The sequence below is a fragment of the Parafrigoribacterium mesophilum genome (assembly GCF_039652555.1).
Lineage (GTDB): Bacteria > Actinomycetota > Actinomycetes > Actinomycetales > Microbacteriaceae > Parafrigoribacterium > Parafrigoribacterium mesophilum.
The window spans coordinates 77,846-104,593 of sequence record NZ_JBDJAF010000005.1; the positions used below are offsets into that span (position 1 = coordinate 77,846).

Genomic DNA, 26,748 nt, shown 5'->3' on the forward strand with positions numbered 1-26,748 from the left:
CAAGGGCAAGTAAGAAACGCGGAAATATCTAGAAGAGCACCAGTTCTCGCATCTGCGGTGCGGGGGCCGGAAGTAGGTCGTTGATCCCCCACTTTGGCGGGAAGAACAGTGACACGGGCTCGGCTGTCTCGGTGAACTTTGCCTTGATCCGCTTGCGCGCGCTCGCGAGTTCCGGCAGTGCTTCTCTGCAGTACTTGTCGGTCTCGCAGAAGAGGTTCTGTGCGTCGATCGCCTGGATGGGACGGCCCCAGAGGCCTGCGAAGTCGAGCCCGAGCCGTTCGAACTCCGCTTCTTGGTGGTCCACCATCCACATGACGATGTCGCTGGGCGTCATGCCGCAGGTGTCAGCGAACACCTTCTTTATCCCTCTGAGCGCCCCGGGGCCCGGCTGAGTGAAGTCGTTCTCGGAGAAATCGATGAGCTCCGAGTAGTTAAGGTCGATTGCCACCTGGTAGGACATGAAGTCGCCCATCAGTGGGTATTCGTGCAGGAGGGCATAGACCTGGGCGAGCGACGGGGCGGCAAGGATGTCCTCGGCGAGCGTCGAGAGCACGAACATGTGTCGGAAGAGCTCCACGTGGTTGAGGTGCTTGAGTCCGCGTCCGTACGCGTTCGTCGCGCAGAGGATGAAGGCCCCCGTATACAGCCGCTTGCTACTTTCGCGGATGCTTGTCAGCGCGGCTTCCAGTCGCCCGCTCCGGATGTCGTCGATGACGGGTGCGTGACCGAGCAGCATAGTCAACGAGTCCCACGTCGCGATGTTGCTGAACGTGCGGAACGCGACGACCTGGAAGACGCGGTCTGCGTCGGTGATGTCGTCGTCGTTGTTGTAGCAAACGTTGCGGATCATGTACTGACTGACCCGGTCGGCCGCCCGGTATACGTTGCAGAACTTGTAGGTCTGCAGGATCCGGTCATCAGTCCACGGACCGGCTTCCCCGGTGAGGCGCTGTTCGAAGACTCGGTGTCGCTCGTGGGCGAACTTCCAGTAGATGTCGAATACCTGTGGTCGCGGAGTTGGGCGTGTCATTAGGGATCCTTTGCCGTTTACCAATGTTAGCTGTGGAGGGCGCGATTCCGCGCCACGACGGGCGAGATCGATTGCCCTGTTCTCAGTCCCTTTCGGCCATCGCGCGGTATGCCGCGGCGGGGTCGCTGTCGAGGTGGAATTGCAGCAATTCGAGAGCCCTGGTCGACAAGGTCGTTGCGAGCTGTCGGCGCGACGCTGGCCCGGTATCAGGGGTGAACGTGCGTTCGAGCTCCGCGAATACGGCGAGCACTTCGGCCGTCGCCTCGCCGTGGCCGACTGCTTCCCTCTCGGGGCTCACCTTTTCCATCAGCAGCTCGAATCCCGCGGTTCCGTCGCTCCAAGCATCGGTGCCGGGGGCCGGTTTGCCCACAGCTTCGTTGAGGTAAGTCTCGTACTTGAGCGAGTACACCAAGAGGTCTGCGGCGGTGTCGATGATGTTTTCTCCAGGCACAGGTGTCTCGGGTTTGTGGAGTGCGAGCCTGTCGATCTTCCTCGCAATGTTGGCCATGATCGCCATCTGTTCTCCCCGTCGCTTCCAGCTGTCGCCGTAGGCGAGCGACTTCGTGCGATGCAGCTCGCTTAGCCATCCGTCGATCTCCGCCTTGCCGATGCGCGGAGCCGAGAGGGTCGCCGCGACCGTCGCGGGCCCTGCTTCATTCCAGCGAATGTAGTCGCCGCCCGCAGCTGCGAGAGCCCGGTCGTCGACCGTGTCCAGAATCGACGTCGCACGCGCGCGCGCGCCACGGGTGAATGACCAGTATGCGTCGAGCATGCGGAGGAAGTCGCGTAACAGCGGATCCGGGAAGCTGTTGATACGTTCCGCGGCGTCGACCCCGCTCCGAATGGAGTCTTCAATTTCAAACCAGTCGTCGGCGACCTGCCCAAACTCTGCGAACGGTGTTGCGAAGCGTGCGTTGGCAGGATGCTTCACGTACGGTGACTCAGCCGGCGGGGCGGACATAATCCGGGCCGCCCGATCGAAATGCTGCTTGTAAATGTGTAGCGACGAGATGAAGTAGTTCACCTCGCCCACCGTTACCCCGAGCCAGTGCGCCATCATCTCCTGCACCACGCTCCACTCGAACGTGTTGATGCCGGAGAAGCCCCACATGATGTCGTTGCTCCGCAGTGCGATGTTCAGGTCGAGCTCGCCGTCACGGAGGACGAAGTGGAGCCAGTTGGTGCATGGCACGTCGAGACTGTCCTGATAATCAACCGACGGGTCGAAGATCGACATGACCGCGCGTCGGCTGGACGACGAGGCGGTGAGAGTGTGCAACACGGAGTCGAACTGGTCGACACCGTTCCACTGCCGAAGACGCGGGCCGTAACCTGCTCGCCATGTCTCGCCATCGTCGGAGAAGTTGACAGCCCTCGGCAGGTAGTTGACGAGAAACGCGACGTCGTTCCGACCCGTGATCACCCACATCGTCTCAGCGATCGAGGCGAACACATTGTTGTTTCGACCGGGCACGACGATGCAGCGTTCCAACGGGCTCGACAGGGACACCAGCTGGTGCATCGACTCCCGGGTTAATTTGCCTCGCACGCTCACTTCCTCTCCCGTGAGGAGCAACTGCGTGAGCTTCGCGACCATGGCCGCGGCGGCGTTCTTGTACTTCATATCGCCTTACCTTTGAGAATGTCGCACGATCTGGATACTAGCCGTCTTGACAGGGCTGCCACTAAGAGCCGCACTGTGAACGTGATATTTGTTAAGAAATCGAATCTCTTGACTGCAACCAAAGAAATCGGTGACTATGGCGCTCCTACTTCATCTCTCGGACCTGCATCTCGTTTCCGGCCCTGGCGATGTCCTCGGCGACGACAAGGCAAAGATATTGCAGGCCGGACAGTTGCCATCTCGCCAGAAGCGGATGCGTGACAGCCTCGGGGAACTAGGCAATGCGCTCCGTGCCGGCGGCCGCGAGCTCGATTCGATCGTGATTACCGGCGACATAACTAGCCACGGCTCAGAGGAGGGGTTCCGAATCCTGCCCGATATCCTCGCTGGCCTCGGAGACAGTCTTCCGCCGGCGGACCGCATCCTTGTAGTGCCGGGAAACCATGATGTCCTCAGAGGAGCTCCCGCTGGGTCCCCGGAGCGCTACGAGCTGTTCCTCAAAGTCCGCGCATCGGGATACCGCACTGCCTATCTCGAGGGCGTAGACATCGACGTGAACGGGGCACTGCGGCCCGGGGCCGGGATGCCGCCGATCATCTCCGCAGGTGACGGCAGCTTCGTTCTCGTCGGCCTCAATTCTGCAAACAACTGCTGGGTGCCGGACAACCGCTACGCCGCCCTCGCAGGACAGGCGGACATCGTCCGGAAGACGAAGCCAGGCGCTGCTGTGAAGGAGTTGCTGAGTTTGATCGACGCCGGCGGATCCGCCGACGTGGCTCGTGTCGACCAAGCGCAGCTCACTGCCGCGACAAGGCTCTTGCGGGACACTGAGAGCACCGGCAAAGGTGCCCCTTTGCGGATCGTGGCGCTGCATCATCAGATTGCGCCGGTGAGTTCGGCGGAAGAGGTCAAGGCATTCGAGTCGATAACCAACCTCGGTTCCTTCCGCCAATGGCTGGCTGGATCGTCCATTGGTGTCGTGCTCCATGGGCATAAGCACCAGAGCGCAGCGCTGGTCGAGAGCTTCACGCCGACGCAAGCCGACGACGAGCAACCCCACGTCTTGCTCGTGCTCAGCGCGCCGTCCATACAACAACCCGGCAACGGAGCGGACTTCGGACGCCTCCTCGACATACCTCCCGTGTCCCTCGGCGTCGGCGGTATCCACATTACGGATGTTCCTGCCCACGATGCCGGCGTTGGATACGCGTTCGGCAAGATGCGCCGCCGTTATCTGGCACTTGACCGCTCGGCAGAGTCGGGACTGATCGCCGGGAAGACCGCTGCCGAGGTCTACCGGAGAGTGCTCGCACAGCGCGATCGTCTCAGGACCCTCCCGAGTCCCTTCGTGTGCCGAATTGAAGACGGACCTTCTGCTTTGGTCGTCCCCGACAGCTACCCAGATATCCCGGAACGCAGGGAGCCGCAGGAGTGGTTCGACACCACGGTCGAGTGGTGGCAGCGCCGTCCCCGTGGGCACGCTGCGAAGTTCAATCACGGCGAGCGGCTGTTCCACACGGACGCCGACGACAAGGATCGACTCGACCGCATAGTCGAAGAGTTCAGGAATAAAACGAGAACCAGCCGAGCTATCGCACTCCTTGTCGACGGCCGTCGCGACCTCGACCACAGGGGAGAAGACTATCCCGCTTTCATCTCGGTTCAGTTTGTGATCGAGGCCGCGAGGTTGAACCTGGTTGCGTACTACAGGAAGCAAGAAATGCCGCACTGGTGGCCGATCAACGTCGGCGAACTCGCGGAGCTTCAAGGAAAGGTCGTACATCGCCTGAGCGCGGCGCAAATTGTTGTCGAGCCTGGCTCTATTACGACCGTAACTGCGATGCCGGTGAACGGGGTGGGTATCCCCCGTGTGGCAGTGCCTTGGATCGACCGGATGGCCGATTCCGACGAACGCCTACTTCCGCTCGTGTTGCCGCTGCTGGCGACCAGCGCACCTGCGTCACGGGCAGGGACCGCGATGCTCTGGAAGTCGGTCATGTCGGACTGGGTACCGGGCGCCACCGAGCCTACAGATGGCGACCCGGTGCCGTTGCTGGGCCTGAAGCGCCTGGCGGTAGTTTTGGAGAGCGCTGCGGACATCGGCAAGGATCATCGGCCATCAATCAAGTCATTGAGCGATCTTCTGGTGAACCTGTCGGATGCGAACCAGGTGTATCTTCAGGACCGGAAGAAGCTGGGCGCCCGCAAGTCATGGATGAAGAAGGTGAGCCGCGCATCTAGCGCAATCGATGCCACGGTCGCAGCCCTTCTTACAAACGACTAGGCGGGAATCTTGGCGGACTCTCCCGTGCCACAACAGCCCCTTCCCACCGCGTTGCCCCACTCGCTATCGCCAGCATTATGAAACTTCGCTGGTCGTGCCAGCCACGCCCTCGACTAATGTTGACGAGTCGCACCGTGTTCCTGCTCGAAAGCACAATCGCGAGCTTCGCCACAACGGGCAGTCCCGAGGACGTCGTCGTCGCAGCCGGCCGCTCGAAGCGCACCCTGTGTTCCCTCCAGAGCTCAGCGAATCCGCGGCCGCATTTCCCGAATCGCGAGGGCACCAACATCGGGCACGTCTCGATCGCTGTCCGTACCTCGACAGCAGCATCGGGGCAGGAGCAATCCGACTGACGCACTTCGACCGACGCCTAGTCACGTCTACGCTCGCGTGAGGCGCGTACGAATGTGCAGCGCTCAGTCAGGAGTTCAGGACGTCCGCGGATGGCCAGATTTCGATCGCGACCCGTGCAAGGTTAGCTGCTCGATCGTCGATGTGGCGTTCGTCCCACGCCTCGGCATTCGCGATTGGGAAGTTGATCACGAGGGTGTTTTGCTTGGCGAACTCGGCACTCTTCGACAACCACGATGCGTTCGACAGGTGGCCGTTGAACGATCCAGTGACGAGAGTCAGATTGCCGAGATGGTTGACTGCGTGGCTGCGCTCATCGCTGGCGGTAAGCCAGACAGAGTCGTTTTCGTCGTTCGCGACGAGCCGCCCGTCGACTTGGAGAGGCCAGTTTTGCTCCCAAGCTTGCGGCATCACATGCTCGATCTGGAGGTTGGAGTAGTCGATACTCGCTGCCGGTTGATGAGGGTCTTTGGTGCGGAGGTGAGCGTCGATCGCTGACAACAGCATGGCGATTCGTGGCTGGCCGAGAACGCCGTAGTAGCGGTTGCGAATGAATCCGTCCGTGACTTCCCTGTTAGTGGGCCACGCAAGTGCGCCTCGCTGAAGAGAATCAACCACGGCGTCCGCGACATCCGCGCCCGCGTTGAGAGCAGACTTGGCTGCACTGAGCACGCGTGTCAAGTGCGTGCCGTACCCGCGGGTCTGCAGCCCGAGAACGGCTCGTCGAACCGCCCATGACTCGACCGCACGCACAGCGCGAACATGATCAGAAGTATTCAGCGAAGTTGCGGGGAGCGTGCGCAGCCAAGCCAGCAACGGGACAGCGGTCGCTAGTTCGAGCCTTTGAATCCTCTCGTATGCGGTCTTGAGATGGACTTCTGGGACACCGACATGGGAGTAGATCGCTTCGTAAGCGGCGGAGTACGCCGCCAGCTTCTTGAGTACTTCTTCCGTGCTTGGTCCATCGTTGAGGTACGCGCGGGCTTCTGCGTATAGGTGGCCCACGCTCGCTTCTTTTCCCGTCTCAGCGGTGAGCCACACAGAAAGGAGAACGTCACGGCGACCGCGTACCGCGTGGCCCCTGCCGACTTCTTCTTTCCACCAAGCATCGTCGAAGTGCGCCCAATACTTGTCGTAGAGAGTCTCAACGTCGTCGGCCGCTAGCTCCCCTCTAAGGAAGAGGAGATTCTTCGGCCTCGGCGCTGCCATAGGCGTCATCCGGTGACCAGCACGTAGGTTACAGCGCGGCGGCATACAGCGCGGCGACATACAGCACCCGCGATGGTGTCGTAGGTCGGCGTTACGCTCACCCTGATTTCATCCAGATAGCGGCTCGCTAAGGAGAGTGCATGAAAATCAGTTGGGTTGCTTCACGAACGCGTTTCGTCCCGTGATCGAGGCAGCGGCCGATCCGACATTACTGGCAGGATCGACGCAGAGCTTGGCTACCCTGATTGCAGCAGCTATCGCGGCCGTCGCTGCTATCACTGCTGCCATCATCAGTGGTGTCAATGCGAGTAAGTCCCGGCAGTGGGTTGGTCGCGACCAGTGGTGGACGCGCTTCTCGTGGGCGATTGAAAAGGCGATCAGCCTCAACCCACGCGAATCGGAACTGGGGCTTTCGGTTTTGATCGCGCTCATTGATGTCCCCTGGGCGAAGGACGAAGATAATGAGATGGCACTGGCAGTCGCGGACTTAATCAAGACCCACAGTGCTCCGGCAAGAAGGCGGTGGCAACGATGAGCGGTTACAGCGAACGCTCTCAGGAGCTCGCTGAGCAGTTGCGTGTGAAGGCGACGCGGAACCTCGAACGATCGGGCAAGTTTGTGACTCGGTCAGCAGAGACCGGCAAGTTCGCTACAAAAGGCCGTGCCAAGCGGAATCCGTCCACGACGGTTTCTGAGCACGGCAGTGGCGGTAGCCGGCCCGGCAAGGGCTAGAGGCAGAGGTCGGGGCAGGATGCCAATATCAAGCCAGTCGACCAACTGGTCTTCCGTGCACGGGTCATACGGTGGCGAGGAGTCGCACCAGACCCGGCTCGTCCACGATCGGGATGCCGTAGTCCCGCGCCTTGCGCGCCTTGCCGGAGAGCGAGTCGGGATCGGCCGCGGCAACCAGCTTGACCTTCTTCGTCACAGCTTGCCATGGCACGAAACCGCGGCCGGAGAGTTCCGCCATCCAGTCCTCGCGGGTTCGCGCCATCTCGCCGGTGAGCACGATAAGGTCGCCGCGCGCCAGCGTGAACAGCTCCGCTGGGAGCCCGGTCGTCGGCGGAGGCACTGATCGGCGCGGTGCCTCGAGGGCAGCGGTGATCGTGGCGGACGAGAGGTCGAGCAGGTCCGCGACGGCCACGAGATCCACCATCTCGGCATCGGTCAGTTCGCCGTCGGCCCAGGCGATGCGGGTGAGTTCGTCGAAGTACTCGAGATGCAGGGCCTCGCATGTGTCCCGGCTGATGTCGAGCTCGTTCGCGAGCTGCACCAGTCCGCGCGCCTCGTGCGCCGACAGGTTGCGGTCGAGCAGGCATCGATCGAGGAGCGCCAGGTAGTCACTGTGCTCGGCCGGCCCCGAATGCTCGGGGAGCTTGATGCTGATGCGACGCAGGAAGTCATTCGCGGTGATGTCCACAGTCGCTGCGGCGGGTCGCGGGCACCAGAGTTGCTCAATCGCGGCCGGGTCGAACCGGCCGGGCGGCCACGACGTATCCGCCGCCGCGGTCAGCGACTCATTCCAGCCCTTCCACATCGGCGTGCTGAGGATGTATGCCTCCAGGAGCCGAGCCGTCGCGAACGCGTCCACTGAGGCACGGTGGGCGTCGGTGAGGTCGATGTCGTAGGCGGCGCAGCAGTCGGCGAGCGAGCGTCCAGCGCCGGGTAGGAACTGCCGAGCGAGTTGCATGGTGCACAGCGACGGGAACGTGGTGCCCGGCCAGCAGTGCGCGTGGTCGAATTCGGTCATCAGGAACCGCAGGTCGAAGCTCGCGTTGTGCGCCACCACGACGCGGCCCCGGAGCAACTCGACCAGTTGGTCGGCGATCTGGTCGAAGGTCGGCGCTTCCAGCACGTCTGCCGCGCGGATTTGGTGGATGCTTTGCGGGCCGAGATCCCGCCCCGGATTGACCAGGGTTTCCCAGCGTCCGGTGATGGTGCCGTGCGGGTCGGCGTGCACGACGGCGACCTCGACCACCCGATCGTGCCCGCCGGGAAAGAGCCCGGTCGTCTCGAAATCAATGACGGCAAAGCCGGGTCCGGGCATCGTTGCGCTCCTAATAGGATGTACGGCGAGGCTATCGCGCCGAGACCTCGGTGCCGTATCCCGAGAATGGGGCACAACCTCGCGCCCGCCCGACTCGCTTTATTGAGTGCGTTTGCGAATGGATTGCAGAGACGAGCGATGGACGTGTCTAAGGTGTGGGTGACGTTTCGCGCGCGGTTGGCTTCGACGTCCCGGACCGATAGGTGGGGCTTTCTCGTAGCGGCAATTGTGGTTGCGTCGGTCGTTGTCGCAGAATCGTTCCTTCTCAGCGGCAAGACGGCTCTTGGGCTGTGGATCCTATTGCCGGTCGCGGGACCATACGTGATCGTCATCGCATTGTCGGTTGTGGCGGTGACACTCGAAGCGGAGCATCGCCCGTTGGTCCCGACGGGCTCGATCTTCGCAGTGCGATTTCATGCCCTCATCCGCTGGGTGAATGGTGCCTTCTTATTGGTCCTTGGTGCCGTTGTCGGAGGACTTCTTGGCTCTGATCTCGGCTTGGACCACATCGCACGTGGGAACCTGCGTTCCATCGCGGCCCTCAGTGTCATCGTCGTCGGTGCCGCGATGGTACTTGGAACACTCTTGATCTTGTGTCTGACGTCTATTGATATGGCACGTCTCGGGGCTGTGGGACGAAGGGAAGCAATACAGAAGCTCCTTCGTCGCAACCCAAAAGCATCGGAAATTCTCGCCGAATTTGCGGCAGACGCAGCTACTCCATTACAGAGTCTTGTAGCGGGGCTGTGTGCTGTGTTTGCCATCGTCTTCGCGTCGCAATGGCTGTTAGGTTTACTCAGCTAGAGATTGGCAGGACGCTTCTTTGACGGTCTCTATGACTCCGATGTCGGTGGTTCCGAGTAGCGTCATGCCGAGCGCTTACCCCGCTCATGAAACCCGAAAGATTGGAAAACGACACAATGAACTACGTCCGTCAAATACACCTTGATGGCAATGGCATAACAAACGAGCACATCTCCAAGATCCGAGTCTCGTCGACACCGAATGGTGTTCTCAACGAGGAGTCGCGTGAGACGGCCGTCCACAATATCGACGCATACGGCATGAGCTACCGTTCCCACAATGACAGAACAGGATCGGAAGCCAGTGTCGATACGCGCACAAGCGTGCGCGGCACGAAGTACATTGCCACCGTTGCGGACAAGACGGAAACAAACAACCTGCTTCAGTTGACGAGGTACTGATCTCCATCCGTGGTGCGGCTGATTTTCAGGAGCCGCACCACGACTCAGCGCGAGGTCTCTGAAAACTGTTTCGTGGCGTGGCCAGGCTTCTCCGGCTCCCGACTTCCAACCCTCTGAAGGTGGAGCCGAATAGTTCGCTTCGATGTTTTGGGATAGGCCTCCATCGACAGTTGCTAGCTAGTGGGAGGCTCTACCTATGGTCGGGACAGGTGCAAGAGCTGGTGTGCTTCGAGACCTGATGACGAATCTTGGCTATCGCGAGGAGGTGGTGAAACCCGCCCCAATTCGCGTATCCGACTTGCGCGACGGTACTGCCCAGTGGATGGGTGATACGTATCGGCGTCTCGGCGGCAGGCTCGACACGCCTCCGTTAAGGCCAGGTTCTTGGGATTTGGCATTCGAGGGAGAGTTGCTCGTTGAGTTGGATGAGGAGTTGCACTTCAACCGTTATCGCCACCTCACACTTGAGCCTGAATGGGCTGCGAACTTACCGTGGAGATCGAAGTATTCGGCCTACTCCGTGGACCGGGAAGTCGATTGTCTGTCAGCGGGAAAATGGGGCCAGCGCTGGACGACATCGTCATCGGAATCTTTGTTCGGCACGGCCGACACTCCCGGCACCTTCCTCACGAGTGGCGCCCCGCGCTGGAAGCAGAGAGCTTTGTATGACGCAATGAAGGACGCCTTAGCTGCTGTCGGTGTAGTAAGGCTAGCGAGGCTGTCTATTTACGACGCGGTGAATGGGGTGCTCTTGGGTGCGGCATTAAATCTCAAGGCCCGGGTTGACCTTGAGGGACTCCACCACCTCATCATTGACAGAGTCGCACCTGGTTTATAGAACGTCGTCAATTGCCCCTTCCGAGTCGAGTTGTGGGGTCAGCAGAAGGCAAAGCACCTTGTCCGCGCCGGCCACCCGGCGCAAGCTGAGCGAGGTACGCGCGTGGAGCACAAGGCGAAAGCAGGCGCATCATGGTGGACCGCATCGGCAACATCTGGGGCACGAGAACCGCGTTCTCACGCGGGGAGCAGTGGCCCGTCCGGGTCGGTCAGAAACTGGCCGATGGCATCACCGAGGCGGACATCGACCGATGGGTGCAGTCCGCCTGCACGCTGTGCAGCAACGGATGCGCGTGCGACATCGCGGTCAAGGACGGCCGGATGGTCGGCGTGCGCGGCCGCGCCACCGACATCGTCAACCACGGCCGGCTCGGCCCGAAGGGACTGTTCGGCAGCTGGCAGGGCATGGCCAACAAGGGCCGCCTCACCCAGCCCATGGTGCGCGAGGACGGCCAGCTCGTGGAAACCGACTGGGACACCGCGATGTCCCGCATCGTGGCGCGCAGCCGTGAGCTACTGGACACCAAGGGACCGCTCAGCCACGCGTTCTACACCAGCGGCCAGCTCTTCCTCGAGGAGTACTACGCGCAGGCGATCATCGGCAAGGCCGGCATCGGCACCCCGCACATGGACGGCAACACCCGGCTGTGCACGGCCACCGCCGCGGCCGCCCTGAAGGAGAGCTTTGGCGCGGACGGTCAGCCCGCCGGCTACGCCGACATCGACGAGTGCGACGCCATCTTCCTGTACGGGCACAACATGGCGGAGACCCAGACGGTGCTCTGGGCGCGGGTGCTGGACCGGGTCGCCGGCGCGGATCGGCCCGCGATCGTCTGCGTCGACTCCCGCGAGACCGAGGTGGCCCGGCACGCCGACGTGCACCTGGCGGTGCGCCCCGGCACCAACCAGGCGCTGATGAACGGCCTGATCCGGGAACTGTTCGCCGGCGGCTGGATCGACTCCGACTACATCGCCGCGCACACCGTCGGCGTCGAGCAACTGCGGGCGACCGTGGAGCCCTGGACCCCGGAGGCGGTGGCCGAGACCTGCGGGGTATCCGCCGCCGACGTGCGGGAGGCCGCCCGGATCTTCGGCACCAGCGAGCGGGTCCTGTCCACCGTGCTGCAGGGCTTCTACCAGTCCGCCCAGGCCACCGCCGCGTCCTGCCAGGTGAACAACCTGCACCTGCTGCGCGGCATGATCGGCCGGCCCGGCTGCGGCATCCTGCAGATGAACGGGCAGCCCACCGCGCAGAACAACCGCGAGTGCGGCGCGGACGGCGACCTGCCGGGTTTCCGCAACTGGGAGAACCCGGCGCACGTGGCCGAGCTGGCCCGGCTGTGGGACGTGGACCCGGCGGTGATCCCGCACTGGGCACCGCCAACGCACGCCATGCAGATCTTCCGCTACGTGGAGCAGGGCAGCATCCAGTTCCTCTGGATCTCGGCGACGAACCCGGCGGTCTCGCTGCCCGAGCTCGGCCGGATCCGCCGCATCCTGGACACCGAGGGCCTGTTCCTGGTGGTGCAGGACCTCTACCTCACCGAGACGGCCCGGTTCGCCGACGTGGTGCTGCCCGCGGCCGGCTGGGGCGAGAAGACCGGCACCTTCACCAACGCGGATCGCACCGTGCACCTCTCCGACAAGGCCGTGGACCCGCCCGGGCAGGCACGCAGCGACCTGGACATCTTCCTGGACTACTCGAAGCGGATGGACTTCCGCACCAACTCCGGCGCCCCGCTTCTGCAGTGGACCGGACCGGAGGACGCGTTCCGGGCCTGGCAGGAGTGCAGCCGGGGCCGGCCGTGCGACTACTCCGGGCTCAGCTACGCGAAGCTGCGCGCCGGCACCGGCATCCAATGGCCCTGCAACGAGGAGCATCCGGATGGCACGGTGCGGCTGTACACCGACGGCACCTTCTCCACAGAACCGGACTACTGCGAGACCTTCGGGCACGACCTGCTCACCGGGGCCACGGTGGGGGAGCAGGCGTTCCGGGCGCTGGAGACCCACGGCCGGGCGGTGTTCAAGAGCGCCGAGTACACGCCGCCGGCCGAGGAGCCGAGCTTTGACTACCCGCTGCAGTTCACCACCGGGCGCACGGTCTACCAGTTCCACACCCGCACCAAGACGGCGCGGGCCCGACAGCTGAACCGGGCGGCGCCGGCGGCCTGGGTCGAGATCTCCCCGAGGGTCGCCGCCGGGCTCGGCATCGCGGAGGGCGACCTGGTGCGGGTGCGGTCCCGGCGTGGCGAACTGGTAGCCCCGGCCCGGGTCTCGAACGTGCGGGACGGCACGGTGTTCGCCCCGTTCCACTACGGCTACTGGGACTCCAGCGGCGCCGATCCTGGCGGGGTGCCCACCGCGGCCAACGAGCTCACCATCACCGAATGGGACCCGGTGTCCAAGCAGCCGCTGTTCAAGAACGCCGCGGTGCGGCTGGAGAAGATCGCCGACGCCGCCGAACCCGCTCCGGCGCCCACCACCGCCGCGTCCCGGCCCACCGATCCGCAGACGGTGCCGCCCACCGTCGGCGGGGCGGATGCGGAGGCACAGGAGCACCTGGGCGCAGTCGGCGGGGCAACGGGTTCGGCCGGTGCGTCAGGGTCGACGGGCTCGACAGGGAAGGTGCGGTCATGATGCTGGCGGTGTATCTCGGATTGCTGGAGCGCTCCGAGGAGATTCTGGCCACGTCGTTACGACAGGTCGCAGTCGGGCACGGGGATGAACCGGACATCCTGCACCTCTGCCATACCCTGGCCACCCAGTGTGACGCCCACCGGGCGGCCCTGGCCCCGGTGATTGAGCGTTACGGCGAACAGCCGGACGACGAGCCGGAGCGGCTGCACACCCAGGAGCTGACCTCGACCCGCACCGGCCCGGTGGGCATGCTGCGGGATCTGCAAGACCTGTACCTACTCGCGAGCCTGGTCGACATCACCTGGAGCATGGTCAAACAGGCCGCGCAAGGGCTGCGCGACACCGAACTGCTCGCCGTGATCGAGCGCTGCGAGGGGCAGACCAAGGTGCAGTTGGGCTGGCTGCAAACCCGGATGAAGCAGGCCGCCCCGCAGGCACTGATCATGGCGAACGGGTAACCCGATAGGTACGAAAATAGGTACGAAAATAAGTGCGAGTGTAGTAGCCCCTAAGACAACAACTACCGTAAGACGTTCAAGAAGCATTATTCGCAGTACCTGTAGGGCAACTACGGCAAAAGGGACTGGAATAGAATAGTAAAAAGATTCGACACGCAGTGGATCTTGTGGCATAATACTGATATGGGTAACCCCACCACCGCAGAGTTGGAGACGATCACCGAGCAGGTGGCCGCCGTGCTGGACCCGCGCGAGCTGGCCGGTATGTCCGAGGACGACCTTTTAGCTTTCACCGCGGCGGCCGAGCGGCTCGGCCGGCGGGTGGACGCGTTGCGGGTGCTGGCCGCGGGAGAGGTGGCGGAGGCCTCCCGTAACGAACTAGGTAAGAGTGGCTTGGCCGCTAGAAAAGGGTGCCGTAATACTACCGAACTGTTGGAGCGGGTCACCCATGTTTCCAGCGACACCGCCAGGAAACGGATGAAGACCGGTCGAGCCATCCGCGGGCGCTTGTCCCTTGCCGGGGAGCGGCTGCCTGCCGAGTTCTCCGTGGTCGCCGGCGCCCTGGTCGCCGGGACGATCGGGGTGGACAGTGCCCACGCCATCATCCAGGGACTGACCGCCTTTACCCACCCGGTGGGTAAAGACGTGCTGCAGGCGGCGGAAACCGAACTGGTGGCCGCCGCCTGCGGGGCCACCGAACTGTCCCCGGTACCGTGCACCGCCGATGACATCCGTAGCCAAGCCGGTGTGTGGCGGATGTTCCTGGACCAAGACGGATCCCAGCCCCTGGAGGAGCAGGCGATGCGGCAACGGTTCCTGCACCTCTCCCGGGAACGCGACGGTCTGGTCGGCATCCGTGGCGCCCTGCTCCCGGATGTCGCAGCGAAACTCACCACCATCATGGACGCCTGCCTGTCCCCGAAAACCGCCCCCGCGTTCTTGTCCGTGGAGGAAGCCATGGCCGCCGGACGCGACGCCGACCCCCGCACCCGGGACCAGCAACGTCACGACGTGTTCGCCGCAGTAGTGGATGTTGCCGCCCGATCCCTTCAGATGCCGCAGCTGGGTGGTGCCGCCCCCGTGGTGGCGGTGGCGGTCACCCTGGACAACCTCCAAACCGGTACCGGCTGTGGTTACATCGGCGAGGTACCCATCTCGATGCGGGCGGTGAACCAGTTCACCTGCACCGGCGGAGTACAGAAGATCGTTTTCGATCACAACGGCCGCATCCTGGAACTGGGCTCCCCGGAACGCATCTTCACCGCCCAGCAACGCCGGGCCATCATCCTGCGGGATGGGGAATGCTGCACCCCCGGCTGCCACATGCCCGGCGCCCTATCCGAAATCCACCACGTGGAAGCAGCCGCCGACGGTGGACCCACCCACACCGACAACGGCATGATCCTGTGCTGGTTCCACCACCGCACCCTGGACACCTCAGGCTGGGAGTTTCGCATGGTCAATGGACTACCCGAAGTGAAGTACCCACCCTGGTTGGATAACACTGGGAAGTGGTACCCGACCGGGCGGTCCGCCACTCTCAGGCAAGCCAAAGCCAACCGAAAACGACAACGACAAAACCAGCTGATATAGATCACCTAATTCGCGAGAGTCGAGCGTGTCGAGACCGAACGTCGGATAGATATCACATGATGTGACGCGTCGATGCGAGGTTCATCGATACTCGCTTCGTCGATAGGCGATGAGCCACAATGGGCGCATGACATCCGTCGTTCGTCTCGTTCGTTCGGCGATTGCGCCGCTCACGCGAACGCGGTTGTTCCGGCGCAGCGCCCCGGTGTGGATGCCGCCGCTGGAGCGTCTGGTACACCGGGCCAGCGGCGGCCGGACGCAACTGAGCGGCCTGCTCGTACCGTCGCTGGTGCTGCACAGCACCGGAGCCAAATCCGGGCAGACCCGCGACACCGAGCTGATGTACACCGCTGACGGGCACGGCCGCGCCATCGTGGCCGGCACGAGCTTCGGCCGCGCGGCGCATCCGGCCTGGAGCTACAACCTGCTGGCGCATCCGGATGCCGCCATCACCGTGCGCGGACACCACCTGCCGGTGCACGCCACGCCGCTCGCCGGCGACGACCGCGAGGAGGCCTGGCACCGCATCGAGGCACAGTGGCTGTTCCGGCTGCAGCCGGCGCGGGAGCGGTAGCGTCGGCGGCCACTGGCTGGAGTGGGCTCGCCGGTGCCAGGATGGAGCCATGGATGAGCTGCGCACGTGCCCGGATTGCGGAACACCACTGTGCCGGTCGGGGAGCGAGTGGTCCTGCCCGGAGTGCGGGCCGGTGGAGGCGGGGTAGGGGAGCGCGGGCTGACGCGGTTTCGATACGCGGCCTCGTTCCTCGGTCGCTACTCAACCCGCTGACGCGGTTTCGATACGCTCGCGCGAGAGCGCTCGCTACTCAACCACCGGAGCGGGAGAGGCGGCTCGGCCACCAGATGGCGCGCCCGATGTCGTAGCTGAGCGCAGGGATCAACAGCGAGCGCACCAGCAGGGTGTCCAGCAGCACGCCGAACGCGACGATGAACGCGATCTGCACCAGGAACAGAATCGGGATCACCGACAGCGCCGCGAACGTGGCCGCCAGCACCAGGCCGGCCGAGGTGATCACCCCGCCGGTGACCGCCAGCCCGCGCAGAATGCCCTGCCGGGTGCCGTGCAACAGCGATTCCTCCCGCACCCGAGTCATCAAAAAGATGTTGTAGTCGATGCCGAGGGCCACCAGGAACACGAAGCCGTACAGCGGCACCGCCGGGTCGGCACCGGGGAAGTCGAAGATGCCGTTGAACACGAACGCGGCCACCCCCAGCGACGCGGCGAACGACACCACCACCGACAGCACCAGCAGCACCGGCGCGAGCACCGAGCGCAGCAGCAGCATCAGGATCACGAGGATCACCGCCAGCACGATCGGGATGATCAGGTTGCGGTCGTGGATGGACGCGTCGTTGGAGTCGATCGCCGTCGCGGTCACCCCGCCGACCCGCACCGAATCGGAGACCTGGTGCAGGGCGGTGCGGAGGCTCCGCACGGTGTGCTCGGCGGCCATCGAGTCGGCGGCATCCGTCAGCGTCGCCTGCAGCATCACCTCACCGTCCACCACCGTGGGGGAGCCGGCCGGCGTGCCGGGCGGGCCGACCGGCTGGATGCCGGCATCCGTCACCGGCAGGCTGCCGCTCGGCGAATCCTTCGACAGCACCGTCAGTGAGTTGATGCCGTCGCTGTCCAGCGCCACCTGGGCGATGTCGTCCAGCCGCGACTGCGGGCCCAGGATGACCGCCGGGCTGCCGGAGCCGCCGGCGTAGTGCTCGCCAAGCGCCGCCTGCCCGTCCCGCGCCTGCGAGGCGGACAGGATCAGGTCGCTCTGCGGCACCCCGCTGGCCTGGAACTGCAGCACCCCGACGGAGGCGGCCAGCAACGCCAGCGTGCAGACCACCCAGATCAGCCGGGGCCGCTTCGAGATGCCGCGGGCCAGGCGCGGCCACAGTCCGGTGGCCTCCGCGCCGGTGAGCACCGGATGCGCGGAGCCGAACCGCGGACGGACCGGCCAGAACGCCACCCGACCGGCAGCCATCAGCAGCGACGGCAGGAACGTCAGGGCCGCCAGCAGGCTGAAACCGATGCCGATCGCGGCAACCGGGCCGAGCGCCTTGTTCGAGTTCAGGTCGCTGAGCAGCAGGCAGAGCAGTCCAACGATCACCGTGCCGCCGGAGGCCAGGATCGGCTCCCACGCGCCCTTCAGCGCGGTCCAGGTCGCCGTCCAACGCCGCTCGTTGTCGCGCAGCGCCTCCCGGTAGCGCGACACGTAGAGCAGCGAATAGTCGGTCGCAGCGCCGATCACCAGGATGAACAGGATGCCCTGCACCTGCCCGTTCAGCTGCACCAGCCCGGCCTTGGCCAACCACCACACGGTGAGGATGCTGGCGCACAGCGCGAACATCGCGGTGCCCAGCACGATCAGCGGCAGCAGCGGCGACCGGTAGACCACGATGAGGATCAGGAACACCGCCAGCAGCGCCACCAGGAGCAGGATGCCGTCGATGCCGCCGAACGCGTCCACGAGGTCGGCGGTGTACCCGGCCGGGCCGGTGACGTAGCTGGTCACGCCAGACGGTGCGCTACGCGCCACGTCCTGTCGCAGGTGCTGCACCGTGTTGACCACCTCGCCATCCGAGGCGATCGGCACGAACACCTCGGCGGCCGCGCCGTCCGCGGACGGGATCGGCGGGGAGACCTCGCCGGTGACGCCCTCGACGTCGGCGAAGGTCGCCGTCGCATCCGTGATCGCGCTCAGGTCGGCGGGGGTCAGCCCGCCGGCCCGCACGTACAGCACGACGGCCGGGATGGCGTCGCTGCCGGCGAAGTCGGCCAGCACGGACTGCACCCGGGTCGCGTCGGCGCTGGCCGGCAGGTAACTGGTCCGGTCGTTGCTGGAGACCTCGTCGACCTTGCCGAAGTACGGGCCGCCGACACTGGCCACACCCAGCCAGAGCAGGATGAGCACGGCGGGAATGGCGATGCGCAGCCACCGCCGGGGGGAACGGATGTCTGGGGTCACGGGCTTCTTTCTGGTCGCCGATCAATCGCACCATAGTATAGCTAAACTGTTTAGCTATCAAGGTGTATAGCGAGTGGCTAGGATGGGACCGTGGCCGAGATCATCACGCCGGCGGGGGCGCCCGCGATGCACGAGGCATCCGTGCTGCTGCGCCGAATTCTCACGCTTAATCGCGAGGTGGAGCGGCAGTTGGGCGAGCTCCTGGGCATCAACCCGACCGACCTGGATGCCATGCAGCACCTGATGGCGAGCGGACCGCTCAGCCCCGGTGCGCTGGCGCAGCGGCTGGGGATCAGTACGGCGGCGGCCACCGTCGCCGTGGACCGGCTGGTGCGCGCCGGGCATGTGCGGCGCGAGCCGCATCCGACCGACCGGCGCCGGCAGCTGGTGGTGCCCAGCGAGGCGTCGGTGCGGCGGGCGATGGCCAGCCTGGCGCCCATGATCCTGCACACCAACGACCTCATGGGCCGCTACGACGAGAACGAAAGCGCGGCGATCACCGACTACCTGGCCCGCACCGTCGGCATCCTGGAGGACGCCGTGCACGGCGGGCTGCAGGGCGAGGTGCCGGGCGAATAGTTACGCCCGCCGCATCCGCGACGCGCCCCCTGCGCGTCGAAGGGTACCTTTTCGGACGAAAGACGCGTCCGCGGACGTATCGCTCGTCCGAAAAGGTATCGCCGGCGGGGCAGTAAGGCGGGGGCAGTAAGTCGCTCGGCGGGAGAAGCTCGCTCGGGGTCGGTGGATTACCGCTTCAGCCAGCGACGGATGGCGAGCATCACGACCAGCGCGATCCCGGCCGGCACCGCGTAGCGGCGCACCAGCACCGGCAACACCGTCGACAGCAGATCGAGTTCCGCCGGCTCCGAGCCGGGGGCGGGTTTGAGCCGCAGCCACGGCGCCGGAAGCGGTATGGATGCCGACGCCTGTGTCGATATCGTGGCTGGCGTGGATGCGGCTGGCGTGGATGCGGTGGCTGGAGTCGACGCCGCGGACGTGTTGCCTCCCGCAATGTCGGCACCGCGTGCAGCACCGACACCGCTGCCGCCCTCCGGGCCGCCTTCTGCGGAGCCCACGCCCGCGGCATCCGGACTCAACTTTGCAATGAAGGCGTCGACGAACTGGCCGAGCAGCTTGTCGCTCACCTCCTGGATCACGCCGCGGCCGAACTGGGCCGGCTTACCGGTCACCGCAAGGTCGGTGTTGACCTCGACGGCCGTGCTGTCGCCGACCGCGGTGATCTGCGCCTGCACCGTCGCGCCGGCCGTACCGTTGCCGCGTTTGTCCTTGCCCTTGGCCTCCACGACGATCCGCCCGGCCGCCTTGTCGCGTTCGACGAAGGTGCCGGTGCCGTTGTACGTCATCGAGATTGGTCCGAGCTTGACCTTCACCGACCCGGTGAACGACTCGCCGTCCTGGGACGTCAGCGTCGCACCCGGAACGCAGGGCACCAGCCCGGCCAGGTCGTCGAACGACGCCCAGACCGTGTCGTACGGGACGGGCAGACTGAACTTGTGCTCGAGCTGCATCAGGCCGCCGCCTGCGACAGCGGTACCGCACCGAGGATGGCGCGTTTGGTGAGCACTGACGCCAGGTGCCGCCGGTAGTCCGCGTCGCCGTTGATGTCGCTCGGCGGCGTGGTGCCCTCGCCGGCTCCGGCCGTCGCCCGGGCGATCGCTTCTTCCTCGATCGGGCAGCCGACCAGCGCCTGCTCCACGCTCGGCACCCGCACCGGCACCGAGCCCATGTTGGTCAGTGCCACCCGTGCTTCGGCGATGGTGTCGCCGTCCATCCGCACGGTCGCCGCCACCCCCACGATCGACCATTGCTGGGCGACCCGCACGAACTTCTGGTAGTTGCTGAACCATCCGGTGCGCTTGGGGATCCGCACCGCGGTGAGGATCTCATCCTCGTGCAGCGCGGTGGTGAACAGGTCGACGAAGAACTCCGATGCCGGCACGGTGCGGGTGCCGCGCGGTCCGGCGATGACGAACTCGGCATCCAGTGCGAGCGCCGGCGCCGGCAGGTCCGCGGCCGGGTCGGCGTGGCTGAGCGCGCCGCCGAGGGTGCCGCGATGCCGCACCTGCCGGTCGGCGACGGTCTGGGTCGCCTTGGCCAGCAGCGAGGCGTGCTGCGCGACCAGCGGGTCGTTCGCCACCTTGTGGTGCCGGGTCATCGCCCCGATCACGAGCGCGTCGCCCTCCTCCCGGATGCCGCGCAGCTCGTCGATCTTGCCCAGATCGATCAGGATGCCCGGCGCCGCCATCCGCAGTTTGAGCACCGGGATCAGGCTCTGCCCGCCGGCGAGGATCTTGCCCTCGTCGCCGGCCTTCGCCAGCAGCTCAAGCGCTTCCTGGACGCTGGTCGGGGCCGCGTAGTCGAATGCCACCGGGATCATCGCACTGCTCCTGTCGTTTCGCTGCTGGTATCGTTCAGCGCCACCTCCTGCAGCGCGGTCCACACCCGGCTGGGCGTGCACGGCATCGCGATGTCGCTGACGCCGAACTGGCGGATCGCATCCAGCACGCCGTTGACGATCGCGGGCGTGGATGCGATGGTGCCGGCCTCGCCGACGCCCTTGACCCCCAGCGCATTGGTGGTGGCCGGGGTCGTCGTCCTGGCCGTGGTGAACGACGGCAGGTCGGCGGCGGAGGGGATGAGGTAGTCCACAAAGGACCCGGTCACCAGGGTGCCGGACTCGTTGTAGACCGCTTCCTCGTAGAGGGCCTGCGCGATGCCCTGTGCCAGACCGCCGTGCACCTGACCGTCGACCAGCAGCGGGTTGATCACGTTTCCGATGTCGTCCACGCAGACGTAGCTGCGTAGGCTGACCTCACCGGTTTCGGTGTCCACCTCCATCGCGGCCAGGTGAGTGCCGTGCGGGAAGTTGAAGTTCACCGGGTCGAAGGTGGCATCGGAGTCCAGGCTGGGCTCGAAGCCGTCGGGCATGTTGTGGCCGGAGAACACGGCGAAGGCGATCTCGGCCAAGGTCATGCCCTGGTCGGTGCCCTTCACCCCGAACCGGCCCGCGGTGAACTCGATGTCATCCCGGTCCGCCTCCAGCAGGTGCGCCGCGACGGTCTTGGCCTTCTCGATCACCTTGTCGGCCGCCGCGACGACGGCCATGCCGCCGACCACCAGAGACCGCGAACCGTAGGTGTCCATGCCCTTCTGCGCCACCTGGGTGTCGCCGTGCAGAATTTCCACGTTGTCGAACGGCACCCCGAGTCGGTCCGCCACGATCTGGCTGAACGAGGTCTCGTGGCCCTGACCGTGCGGGCTGATGCCGGTGACCACCTCGACGCCGCCGGTGGCCAGCACCCGCACTTGCGCGTGCTCCCAACCGCCTGCGGCATAGTCCAGTGAGGCGAGCACCCGCGAGGGGGCCAGTCCGCACATCTCGGTGAACGTGGAGACTCCGATGCCCAGTTGCACCCGGTCGCCGGATGCGCGACGGGCCTGCTGCTCGGCGCGCAGCTTGTCGTAGCCGAACAACTCCAGCGCCTTGTCGGTGGCGGCCTCGTAGTTGCCCGAGTCGTACTCCAGCCCGGCGACGGTCGTGAACGGGAACTCCTCGTGCTTGATCCAGTTCTTGCGACGCAGCTCGATGGGATCCATCTTCAGCTCCGCGGCCAGGTCGTCCATCAGCCGCTCGATCGCGAACGTCGCCTCCGGCCGCCCGGCCCCGCGGTATGCGCCGGTCGTAGTGGTGTTGGTGAACAGGTTGTTGCATTCGAACCTGTAGGCGGGGAACTTGTAGATCGCGTTGTACATGAACGCGCCCAGGATCGGGATGCCGGAGGTGATGATGCCCAGGTAGGCGCCCATGTCCGCGAGCAGGTTCACGCTCAGTCCGGTGACGATGCCGTCCTTGGTGGCCGACAGCTTGAGGCGCTGCACCTGGGCGCGACCGTGGTGGCCGGCGATCAGCGACTCGCTGCGGGTCTCGGTGTACTTGCACGGCTTGCCGGTGCGGTGCGCCGCGATCATGGTGATGATCTCTTCCGGGGTCACCGCGAGCTTGCCGCCGAAGCCGCCGCCGACATCCGGGGCGACGACGCGCACCTTCGACTCCGGCACTCCCAGGGTCAGCGCCAGCACGAGGCGCACGATGTGCGGCACCTGGGTGGCCGACCACATGGTGATCTGCTCGCTGGTCGGGTCGACCACGGTGGAGCGCGGCTCCATGAAGGCCGGGATCAGCCGCTGCTGGCGGTAGGTGCGCTCGATCACGACGTCGCTGGTGGCCAGCGCCTCCGCGACGTCCTTGCCGGTGCCGGCCGCGGCGGAATCCAGAATCCACTTGGCGGACAGGTTGGTGCCGAGGTCGGGATGGGCGAGCACGGTGTCGTTGTATGCCTCCTCGAGGTCCAGGACCACGGGCAGTTCTTCGTATTCGACGTCGACGAGGTCGAGGGCATCCTGGGCCGCGGCGGCGCTCCTGCCGATGATGCAGGCCACGATCTCGCCGGCGAAGGCGACCCGGTCGATGGCGATGGCCGGATACGACGGCGCCTTCTGCTCCGGGGTCACCGGCCAGACGCAGGGCAGGCTGCCCTGCTCGTCGGCGACGTCCGCGCCGGTGAGCACCATCACCACGCCGGTCGCCTTCTTGGCGGCCTCCACGTTGATCGAGGTGATCTTCGCGTGCGCGAACGGGCTGCGCACCAGGGCGATGTGCAGCATCCCGGGCAGCACCATGTTGTCGGTGTACCGGGAGTGCCCGGTGATGAGGCGCTGGTCTTCCTTCCGGGTGCGCGGGGCACCGATTTCGGTGGTGGTCATGCTGCCGGCACCCCCACCGGGATCGTCGCGCCGAGATTGACCTTGGAGGCGGCCTGCACCGCCTTGACGATGTTGTGGTATCCGGTGCAGCGGCAGAGGTTGCCCTCCAGTCCTTCGCGGATGGTCTGCTCGTCCGGATCCGGATGCTCGCGCAGCAGGTCGATGGATTCCATGATCATGCCCGGGGTGCAGAAGCCGCACTGCAGGGCGTGGTTTTCGTGGAACGCGGCCTGCATCGGGTGCAGCTCGCCGTTCTGGGAGATCCCCTCGATGGTGGTCACCTCGTGGCCGTCGGCCTGCACCGCGAACATGGTGCAGGACTTCACGCTCACCCCATCCAGGTGCACGGTACAGGCGCCGCAGTTGCTGGTGTCGCAGCCGATCAGTGTGCCAGTCTTGCCGAGTGTCTCTCGTAAGTACCTTACGAGCAGCATCCGAGGTTCCACTTCATCCGTGTAGGACACCCCGTCGACTGTCACGGTGATGGTGCTGCGCGTCATGTCTTGCTCCGTTCGCTCACGTCATTGTGTCCTCTCTGTATACACCCGCGAGAGCGGCTCACGATAGAGCGCCCGGCGTGGCGCCAGCCGCTCCGCGGCATCCCGCAGCCCCCTTCGCCGTCGCCCTCCCGGCCGCTCTGCCTTCCCCCTCCCGCCGCCCGTCTACATCCCGTTTCACGGAGATTTTGTCCTCCGGCTGCCGGAACATCGGGCTAAACCGGGCATGCAGACAGAATGTCCTTGAAACGGGATGGGAGGGCGGATGTCTGGCGGATAGGGGGCAGGTGCGGCGGGCGGATGCCGGCAAGGTCGGCCCGAGCCTCACGCGTCGGCGATCCGCTGCAACAGTTCCTCGAACGCCGCCAGCGAATGGCCGGCGACCAGCGCATCCAGGTACGGCAACGCGGCGACGATCCCGCCCTGGATGGGCGCGTAGCCCGCCTTGCCCAGGTGCGGGTTCGACCACAGCACCACCCGGCCCAGCCGCTGCAGCCGGCACACCTGGCTGCCCAGCAGCGTCGGGTCGCCGCGCTCCCAGCCGTCGCTGGCGATCACGATGACGGCGCCGCGCACCACCGAACGCTGCCCCCACCGGTCGGCGAAGGCGCGCAGCACCTCGCCGAGCCGAGTCCCACCGGACCAGTCCGGCACGGCCGCGCCGGCGACCTGCAGAGCTTGCTCCGGGTCGCGCAACCGCAGTGCCGTGGTCACCCGTGTGAGCCGGGTGCCCAACGTGAACACCTCTGTGCTGTAGGGCGCGGCCATGACGACCCGGTGCGCCAGGCGCAGCAGACTGTCGGCGTAGGCCTGCATGGAGCCGGACACGTCCACCAGGAACACGATGCGCCGCGCCCTCGGCCGCGCCCGGCGGTGTCTCAGCGGACCCGGCTCACCCGCGCGCCGCAGCTGTTCGCGCACCGTGCGGGCGGCGTCGATGTCGCCGCGGCGATGCGGATGCCGGCGCAGGCTGCGCCGCTGCGGCACGGTGACGCTCAGGCCGGCGAACAGCCGCGCCAGTCGTGTCCGGTCCACCGCGGACAGGCTGGCGACATCCCGGTGCCGCAGCGCCTCCTCCTCGCTGGCCAGGACCGCGATGCGGTGCTCCTCGCCGAGCTGATCGGCCGCGCCATCGCCGGTGATGTCGGCCTGCGCGACCGACTGCGGGGCCGAACGCGGCGCCGCGACGCCGGCCGGTTCGGCGGAAAACCAGCGCTCGAAGGTCTTGTCGAAGGTGACGATGTCTTCCGGGCTGGTGCACAGCGTGGCGCGCCCGGCCCAGTACACGTGGCGGCGGTCGCCCACGCCGAGCCGCACCGCCGCATCCAGGAACACCTGGGTGCGGTCCGGTCCGACCGGCAGTCCCGCGCTGCGCAGCGCCTGGGCGAAGCCGACGAACGTCCCGGTCGACTCGAGCGGAGCATCCGTCGGTGCGAGCGGGGTTGGCACGGTCAGGCCGTCAGGATGCGGTCGAGCGCCAGGCGCACCCGCTCGGTGTCTTCGCGGTATTTGCACACCGCGCCGATGGTCGCGGCGGCGGATTCCAGGTCGAGTTCCAGGCGGCCGAGCTGACTGAGCGCGTGCGCCCAATCCAGGGTTTCCGCGACACCGGGCGGCTTGAGCATCTCGCCGCCCAGGCGCAGGTTCTGCACAACCGCGGCCACCTGTTCGGCGAGCAGCTGGCTCACCTGGGGGAGGCGGGTGCGCAGGATCTCGATCTCCCTGGCGAGGCCGGGATGCTCGATCCAGTGGTAGAGGCAGCGGCGCTTCAGCGCGTCGTGCAGCTCGCGGGTGCGGTTCGAGGTGAGCACCACGATCGGCGGCGTGCTGGCCGTGATCGTACCCAACTCCGGAATGGTGACCTGATTGGTGGAGAGCACCTCGAGCAGGAACGCCTCGAACTCGTCATCGGCGCGGTCGATCTCGTCCACCAGCAACACCGCCGGACTCTCCCGCAGCGCGCGCAGGATGGGCCGCGCCAACAGGAACCGCTCGTCGAACAGGGACTGCTCGAGCCCATCGGTGTCGCCGGTCGCGCCGGCCGCCTCCACGGTGCGCAGGTGCAGGATCTGCCGGGTGAAGTCCCAGTCGTACAGCGCCTGCGTGGCGTCGATGCCCTCGTAGCACTGCAGCCGGATCAGCGGAATCTGCAGGCACTGCGCCAGCGCCTCGGCCAGTGCGGTCTTGCCGGTGCCCGGCTCGCCCTCCAGCAGCAGCGGACGCTGCATCGCCAGGGCGAGATAGGTCACCATGGCCAGCCCGTCGTCCGCCAGATAACCGACCGAGCCCAGTCGGTCGCGCACATCCTGGGCAGAATCGACGGTGATCATTTACTCAGCATAGAAACATAATGCTCGGAATCGTCAATGTCGGCGCCGGTGGCCAGATCGGAGCAGTCCACCTCGAGCACCGGATGGCGGGCCAGGTAGGCGCGGGCACCGCGATCGCCGGCGCACTCGGCGGCGATCGGCGCCCAGTGATCGCGGCCGAAGAGCACCGGATGCCCCGGGCCGTGGCCGTAGTCGGCGCGGGCCAGGGCATCCGGCGCCGAATGGGCGAGCAACCGCCGGATCACCGCCGGGCCGACGTCCGGCAGGTCGACGAGCTGCACCAGGATGGCCTCCGGTCCGATGCCGGTCGCATCCAGCCCCGCGCCGATCGCATCCAGCCCCGCGCGCAGCGAGGCACCCATGCCGGCCTCCCAGTCGGCGGCCTCGATGATGGTCACCGGCTCGCCGGCGAGCAGGCCGCGGACCGTCTCCGCCGCCGCGCCGACCACCACGACCGTCTCGACGCATCCGCCGGCGGCCAGAGTGCGTGCCGTGGACACCACCCAGGGCACACCGTCGCGGCCTTCCAGCAACGCCTTGGGACGCCCCATCCGTCGGCCGGCACCCGCGGCCAGCAGCAATCCGATCGTCTCGGCCATTCCGGCGCACTCCTCGACCGGGCCGCACCGTCACCGTGGACTCCTGCTCGTCCGCGGTCGGGCGGGTCGATACCCGTTTTCGTACCTTACCGGCTCGCCCTGCGCTTCCGTCACCCCGCATCGGTCGCCCGGCGGTGGCACGGCTAGCATCGACCCGCCCAGGGATGAGCGGCAGCATCGGCGGCTCAGAGATGGCATTCCGGACCACTGATGCGTCCGCGGACAGGCGTCTCGTCCGAAAAGGTATCGCTCGGTGGGAGCAAGGAGGTTTCTTGTCC

General features: G+C 65.9%; 22 protein-coding genes. 10 read left to right on the forward strand and 12 right to left on the reverse strand.

The genetic code is table 11. The features are described 5' to 3' along the window. Positions 1-28 precede the first annotated feature (28 nt). Both ABFX56_RS14465 and ABFX56_RS14470 read right to left on the reverse strand, forming a co-directional pair. Positions 29-1,030 carry a nucleotide kinase domain-containing protein gene (locus tag ABFX56_RS14465; RefSeq protein ID WP_346234062.1) on the reverse strand — a complete coding sequence of 334 codons (1,002 nt, stop codon included), beginning with the start codon at positions 1,028-1,030 and terminating at the stop codon, positions 29-31. Between the two features lie 82 nt (positions 1,031-1,112). After that, the gene (locus ABFX56_RS14470) at positions 1,113-2,654 is read right to left on the reverse strand and encodes a thymidylate synthase (RefSeq protein ID WP_346234063.1); all 1,542 of its coding nucleotides are present in this window, start codon (positions 2,652-2,654) and stop codon (positions 1,113-1,115) included. Positions 2,655-2,790: 136 nt separating this feature from the next. Between ABFX56_RS14470 and ABFX56_RS14475 the strand changes: the two genes are divergently transcribed. Next, positions 2,791-4,938 (forward strand): metallophosphoesterase, encoded by a 2,148-nt coding sequence (locus ABFX56_RS14475; RefSeq protein ID WP_346234064.1) that lies wholly within the window; start codon positions 2,791-2,793, stop codon positions 4,936-4,938. 420 nt (positions 4,939-5,358) lie between these two features. Here ABFX56_RS14475 and ABFX56_RS14480 read toward each other — a convergent pair whose 3' ends face one another. Beyond that, positions 5,359-6,498: an HNH endonuclease family protein gene (locus ABFX56_RS14480; RefSeq protein WP_346234065.1), complete on the reverse strand. Its 1,140-nt coding sequence runs from the start codon at positions 6,496-6,498 to the stop codon at positions 5,359-5,361. Between the two features lie 136 nt (positions 6,499-6,634). On the opposite strand from ABFX56_RS14480, the gene ABFX56_RS14485 reads away from it, so the two are divergent. After that, positions 6,635-7,033, forward strand: a complete 399-nt coding sequence (locus ABFX56_RS14485; protein ID WP_346234066.1) for a hypothetical protein — start codon at positions 6,635-6,637, stop codon at positions 7,031-7,033. Between the two features lie 261 nt (positions 7,034-7,294). Here ABFX56_RS14485 and ABFX56_RS14490 read toward each other — a convergent pair whose 3' ends face one another. Continuing rightward, a complete protein-coding gene (locus tag ABFX56_RS14490) occupies positions 7,295-8,545 on the reverse strand; it encodes an exonuclease domain-containing protein (RefSeq protein WP_346234067.1) in 1,251 nt (416 codons plus the stop codon). A gap of 138 nt (positions 8,546-8,683) precedes the next feature. Between ABFX56_RS14490 and ABFX56_RS14495 the strand changes: the two genes are divergently transcribed. From ABFX56_RS14495 to ABFX56_RS14525, 7 genes are all read left to right on the forward strand, one after another. Next, the gene (locus ABFX56_RS14495) at positions 8,684-9,349 is read left to right on the forward strand and encodes a hypothetical protein (RefSeq protein ID WP_346234068.1); all 666 of its coding nucleotides are present in this window, start codon (positions 8,684-8,686) and stop codon (positions 9,347-9,349) included. Positions 9,350-9,465: 116 nt separating this feature from the next. Then, on the forward strand, positions 9,466-9,750 hold the full coding sequence (locus ABFX56_RS14500; protein WP_346234069.1) for a DUF3892 domain-containing protein: 285 nt from the start codon (positions 9,466-9,468) through the stop codon (positions 9,748-9,750). A gap of 238 nt (positions 9,751-9,988) precedes the next feature. Beyond that, positions 9,989-10,588 carry a DUF7255 family protein gene (locus tag ABFX56_RS14505; protein WP_346234070.1) on the forward strand — a complete coding sequence of 200 codons (600 nt, stop codon included), beginning with the start codon at positions 9,989-9,991 and terminating at the stop codon, positions 10,586-10,588. A 131-nt stretch (positions 10,589-10,719) separates the two neighbouring features. Next, on the forward strand, positions 10,720-13,227 hold the full coding sequence (locus tag ABFX56_RS14510) for a molybdopterin oxidoreductase family protein (RefSeq protein WP_346234071.1): 2,508 nt from the start codon (positions 10,720-10,722) through the stop codon (positions 13,225-13,227). After that, positions 13,224-13,685, forward strand: a complete 462-nt coding sequence (locus ABFX56_RS14515) for a hypothetical protein (RefSeq protein ID WP_346234072.1) — start codon at positions 13,224-13,226, stop codon at positions 13,683-13,685. The genes ABFX56_RS14510 and ABFX56_RS14515 overlap by 4 nt, the downstream gene beginning before the upstream one ends. A gap of 183 nt (positions 13,686-13,868) precedes the next feature. Beyond that, a complete protein-coding gene (locus ABFX56_RS14520) occupies positions 13,869-15,278 on the forward strand; it encodes an HNH endonuclease signature motif containing protein (RefSeq protein ID WP_346234073.1) in 1,410 nt (469 codons plus the stop codon). A gap of 127 nt (positions 15,279-15,405) precedes the next feature. Next, positions 15,406-15,852 (forward strand): nitroreductase family deazaflavin-dependent oxidoreductase, encoded by a 447-nt coding sequence (locus ABFX56_RS14525; protein ID WP_346234074.1) that lies wholly within the window; start codon positions 15,406-15,408, stop codon positions 15,850-15,852. A 250-nt stretch (positions 15,853-16,102) separates the two neighbouring features. Here ABFX56_RS14525 and ABFX56_RS14530 read toward each other — a convergent pair whose 3' ends face one another. Further along, positions 16,103-18,259 carry an MMPL family transporter gene (locus ABFX56_RS14530; protein ID WP_346234075.1) on the reverse strand — a complete coding sequence of 719 codons (2,157 nt, stop codon included), beginning with the start codon at positions 18,257-18,259 and terminating at the stop codon, positions 16,103-16,105. A gap of 90 nt (positions 18,260-18,349) precedes the next feature. Here ABFX56_RS14530 and ABFX56_RS14535 point away from each other — a divergent pair, with 90 nt between their 5' ends. Beyond that, entirely contained in the window at positions 18,350-18,838 is a 489-nt protein-coding gene (locus ABFX56_RS14535; RefSeq protein WP_346234076.1) for a MarR family winged helix-turn-helix transcriptional regulator, read from the forward strand. 167 nt (positions 18,839-19,005) lie between these two features. Here ABFX56_RS14535 and ABFX56_RS14540 read toward each other — a convergent pair whose 3' ends face one another. From ABFX56_RS14540 to ABFX56_RS14570, 7 genes are all read right to left on the reverse strand, one after another. After that, complete coding sequence (locus tag ABFX56_RS14540; protein ID WP_346234077.1) at positions 19,006-19,788, reverse strand: SRPBCC family protein; 783 nt, start codon at positions 19,786-19,788, stop codon at positions 19,006-19,008. Beyond that, positions 19,788-20,657 (reverse strand): FAD binding domain-containing protein, encoded by an 870-nt coding sequence (locus ABFX56_RS14545; RefSeq protein ID WP_346234078.1) that lies wholly within the window; start codon positions 20,655-20,657, stop codon positions 19,788-19,790. The genes ABFX56_RS14540 and ABFX56_RS14545 overlap by 1 nt, the downstream gene beginning before the upstream one ends. Further along, positions 20,654-23,044: a xanthine dehydrogenase family protein molybdopterin-binding subunit gene (locus tag ABFX56_RS14550; protein ID WP_346234079.1), complete on the reverse strand. Its 2,391-nt coding sequence runs from the start codon at positions 23,042-23,044 to the stop codon at positions 20,654-20,656. Before ABFX56_RS14550 ends, ABFX56_RS14545 begins: the two co-directional genes overlap by 4 nt. After that, positions 23,041-23,544: a (2Fe-2S)-binding protein gene (locus tag ABFX56_RS14555; protein WP_346234080.1), complete on the reverse strand. Its 504-nt coding sequence runs from the start codon at positions 23,542-23,544 to the stop codon at positions 23,041-23,043. Before ABFX56_RS14555 ends, ABFX56_RS14550 begins: the two co-directional genes overlap by 4 nt. Positions 23,545-23,865: 321 nt before the next feature. Next, the gene (locus ABFX56_RS14560) at positions 23,866-24,990 is read right to left on the reverse strand and encodes a vWA domain-containing protein (protein WP_346234081.1); all 1,125 of its coding nucleotides are present in this window, start codon (positions 24,988-24,990) and stop codon (positions 23,866-23,868) included. Positions 24,991-24,992: 2 nt separating this feature from the next. Beyond that, positions 24,993-25,871, reverse strand: a complete 879-nt coding sequence (locus ABFX56_RS14565) for an AAA family ATPase (RefSeq protein WP_346234082.1) — start codon at positions 25,869-25,871, stop codon at positions 24,993-24,995. Further along, on the reverse strand, positions 25,868-26,470 hold the full coding sequence (locus tag ABFX56_RS14570) for a nucleotidyltransferase family protein (RefSeq protein WP_346234083.1): 603 nt from the start codon (positions 26,468-26,470) through the stop codon (positions 25,868-25,870). The genes ABFX56_RS14565 and ABFX56_RS14570 overlap by 4 nt, the downstream gene beginning before the upstream one ends. Positions 26,471-26,748 lie beyond the last annotated feature (278 nt).

Excerpts from the sequence above, each read along its gene's own strand:
- ABFX56_RS14495 (WP_346234068.1), top strand. The coding sequence starts at position 8,684 with ATGGACGTGTCTAAGGTGTGGGTGACGTTTCGCGCGCGGTTGGCTTCG.
- ABFX56_RS14540 (WP_346234077.1), bottom strand. The coding sequence starts at position 19,788 with ATGCAGCTCGAGCACAAGTTCAGTCTGCCCGTCCCGTACGACACGGTC.
- ABFX56_RS14505 (WP_346234070.1), top strand. The coding sequence starts at position 9,989 with ATGACGAATCTTGGCTATCGCGAGGAGGTGGTGAAACCCGCCCCAATT.
- ABFX56_RS14465 (WP_346234062.1), bottom strand. The coding sequence starts at position 1,030 with ATGACACGCCCAACTCCGCGACCACAGGTATTCGACATCTACTGGAAG.
- ABFX56_RS14545 (WP_346234078.1), bottom strand. The coding sequence starts at position 20,657 with ATGATCCCGGTGGCATTCGACTACGCGGCCCCGACCAGCGTCCAGGAA.
- ABFX56_RS14475 (WP_346234064.1), top strand. The coding sequence starts at position 2,791 with ATGGCGCTCCTACTTCATCTCTCGGACCTGCATCTCGTTTCCGGCCCT.
- ABFX56_RS14565 (WP_346234082.1), bottom strand. The coding sequence starts at position 25,871 with ATGATCACCGTCGATTCTGCCCAGGATGTGCGCGACCGACTGGGCTCG.
- ABFX56_RS14555 (WP_346234080.1), bottom strand. The coding sequence starts at position 23,544 with ATGACGCGCAGCACCATCACCGTGACAGTCGACGGGGTGTCCTACACG.
- ABFX56_RS14520 (WP_346234073.1), top strand. The coding sequence starts at position 13,869 with ATGGGTAACCCCACCACCGCAGAGTTGGAGACGATCACCGAGCAGGTG.
- ABFX56_RS14490 (WP_346234067.1), bottom strand. The coding sequence starts at position 8,545 with ATGCCCGGACCCGGCTTTGCCGTCATTGATTTCGAGACGACCGGGCTC.
- ABFX56_RS14500 (WP_346234069.1), top strand. The coding sequence starts at position 9,466 with ATGAACTACGTCCGTCAAATACACCTTGATGGCAATGGCATAACAAAC.
- ABFX56_RS14510 (WP_346234071.1), top strand. The coding sequence starts at position 10,720 with ATGGTGGACCGCATCGGCAACATCTGGGGCACGAGAACCGCGTTCTCA.
- ABFX56_RS14480 (WP_346234065.1), bottom strand. The coding sequence starts at position 6,498 with ATGGCAGCGCCGAGGCCGAAGAATCTCCTCTTCCTTAGAGGGGAGCTA.
- ABFX56_RS14550 (WP_346234079.1), bottom strand. The coding sequence starts at position 23,044 with ATGACCACCACCGAAATCGGTGCCCCGCGCACCCGGAAGGAAGACCAG.
- ABFX56_RS14470 (WP_346234063.1), bottom strand. The coding sequence starts at position 2,654 with ATGAAGTACAAGAACGCCGCCGCGGCCATGGTCGCGAAGCTCACGCAG.
- ABFX56_RS14515 (WP_346234072.1), top strand. The coding sequence starts at position 13,224 with ATGATGCTGGCGGTGTATCTCGGATTGCTGGAGCGCTCCGAGGAGATT.
- ABFX56_RS14525 (WP_346234074.1), top strand. The coding sequence starts at position 15,406 with ATGACATCCGTCGTTCGTCTCGTTCGTTCGGCGATTGCGCCGCTCACG.
- ABFX56_RS14570 (WP_346234083.1), bottom strand. The coding sequence starts at position 26,470 with ATGGCCGAGACGATCGGATTGCTGCTGGCCGCGGGTGCCGGCCGACGG.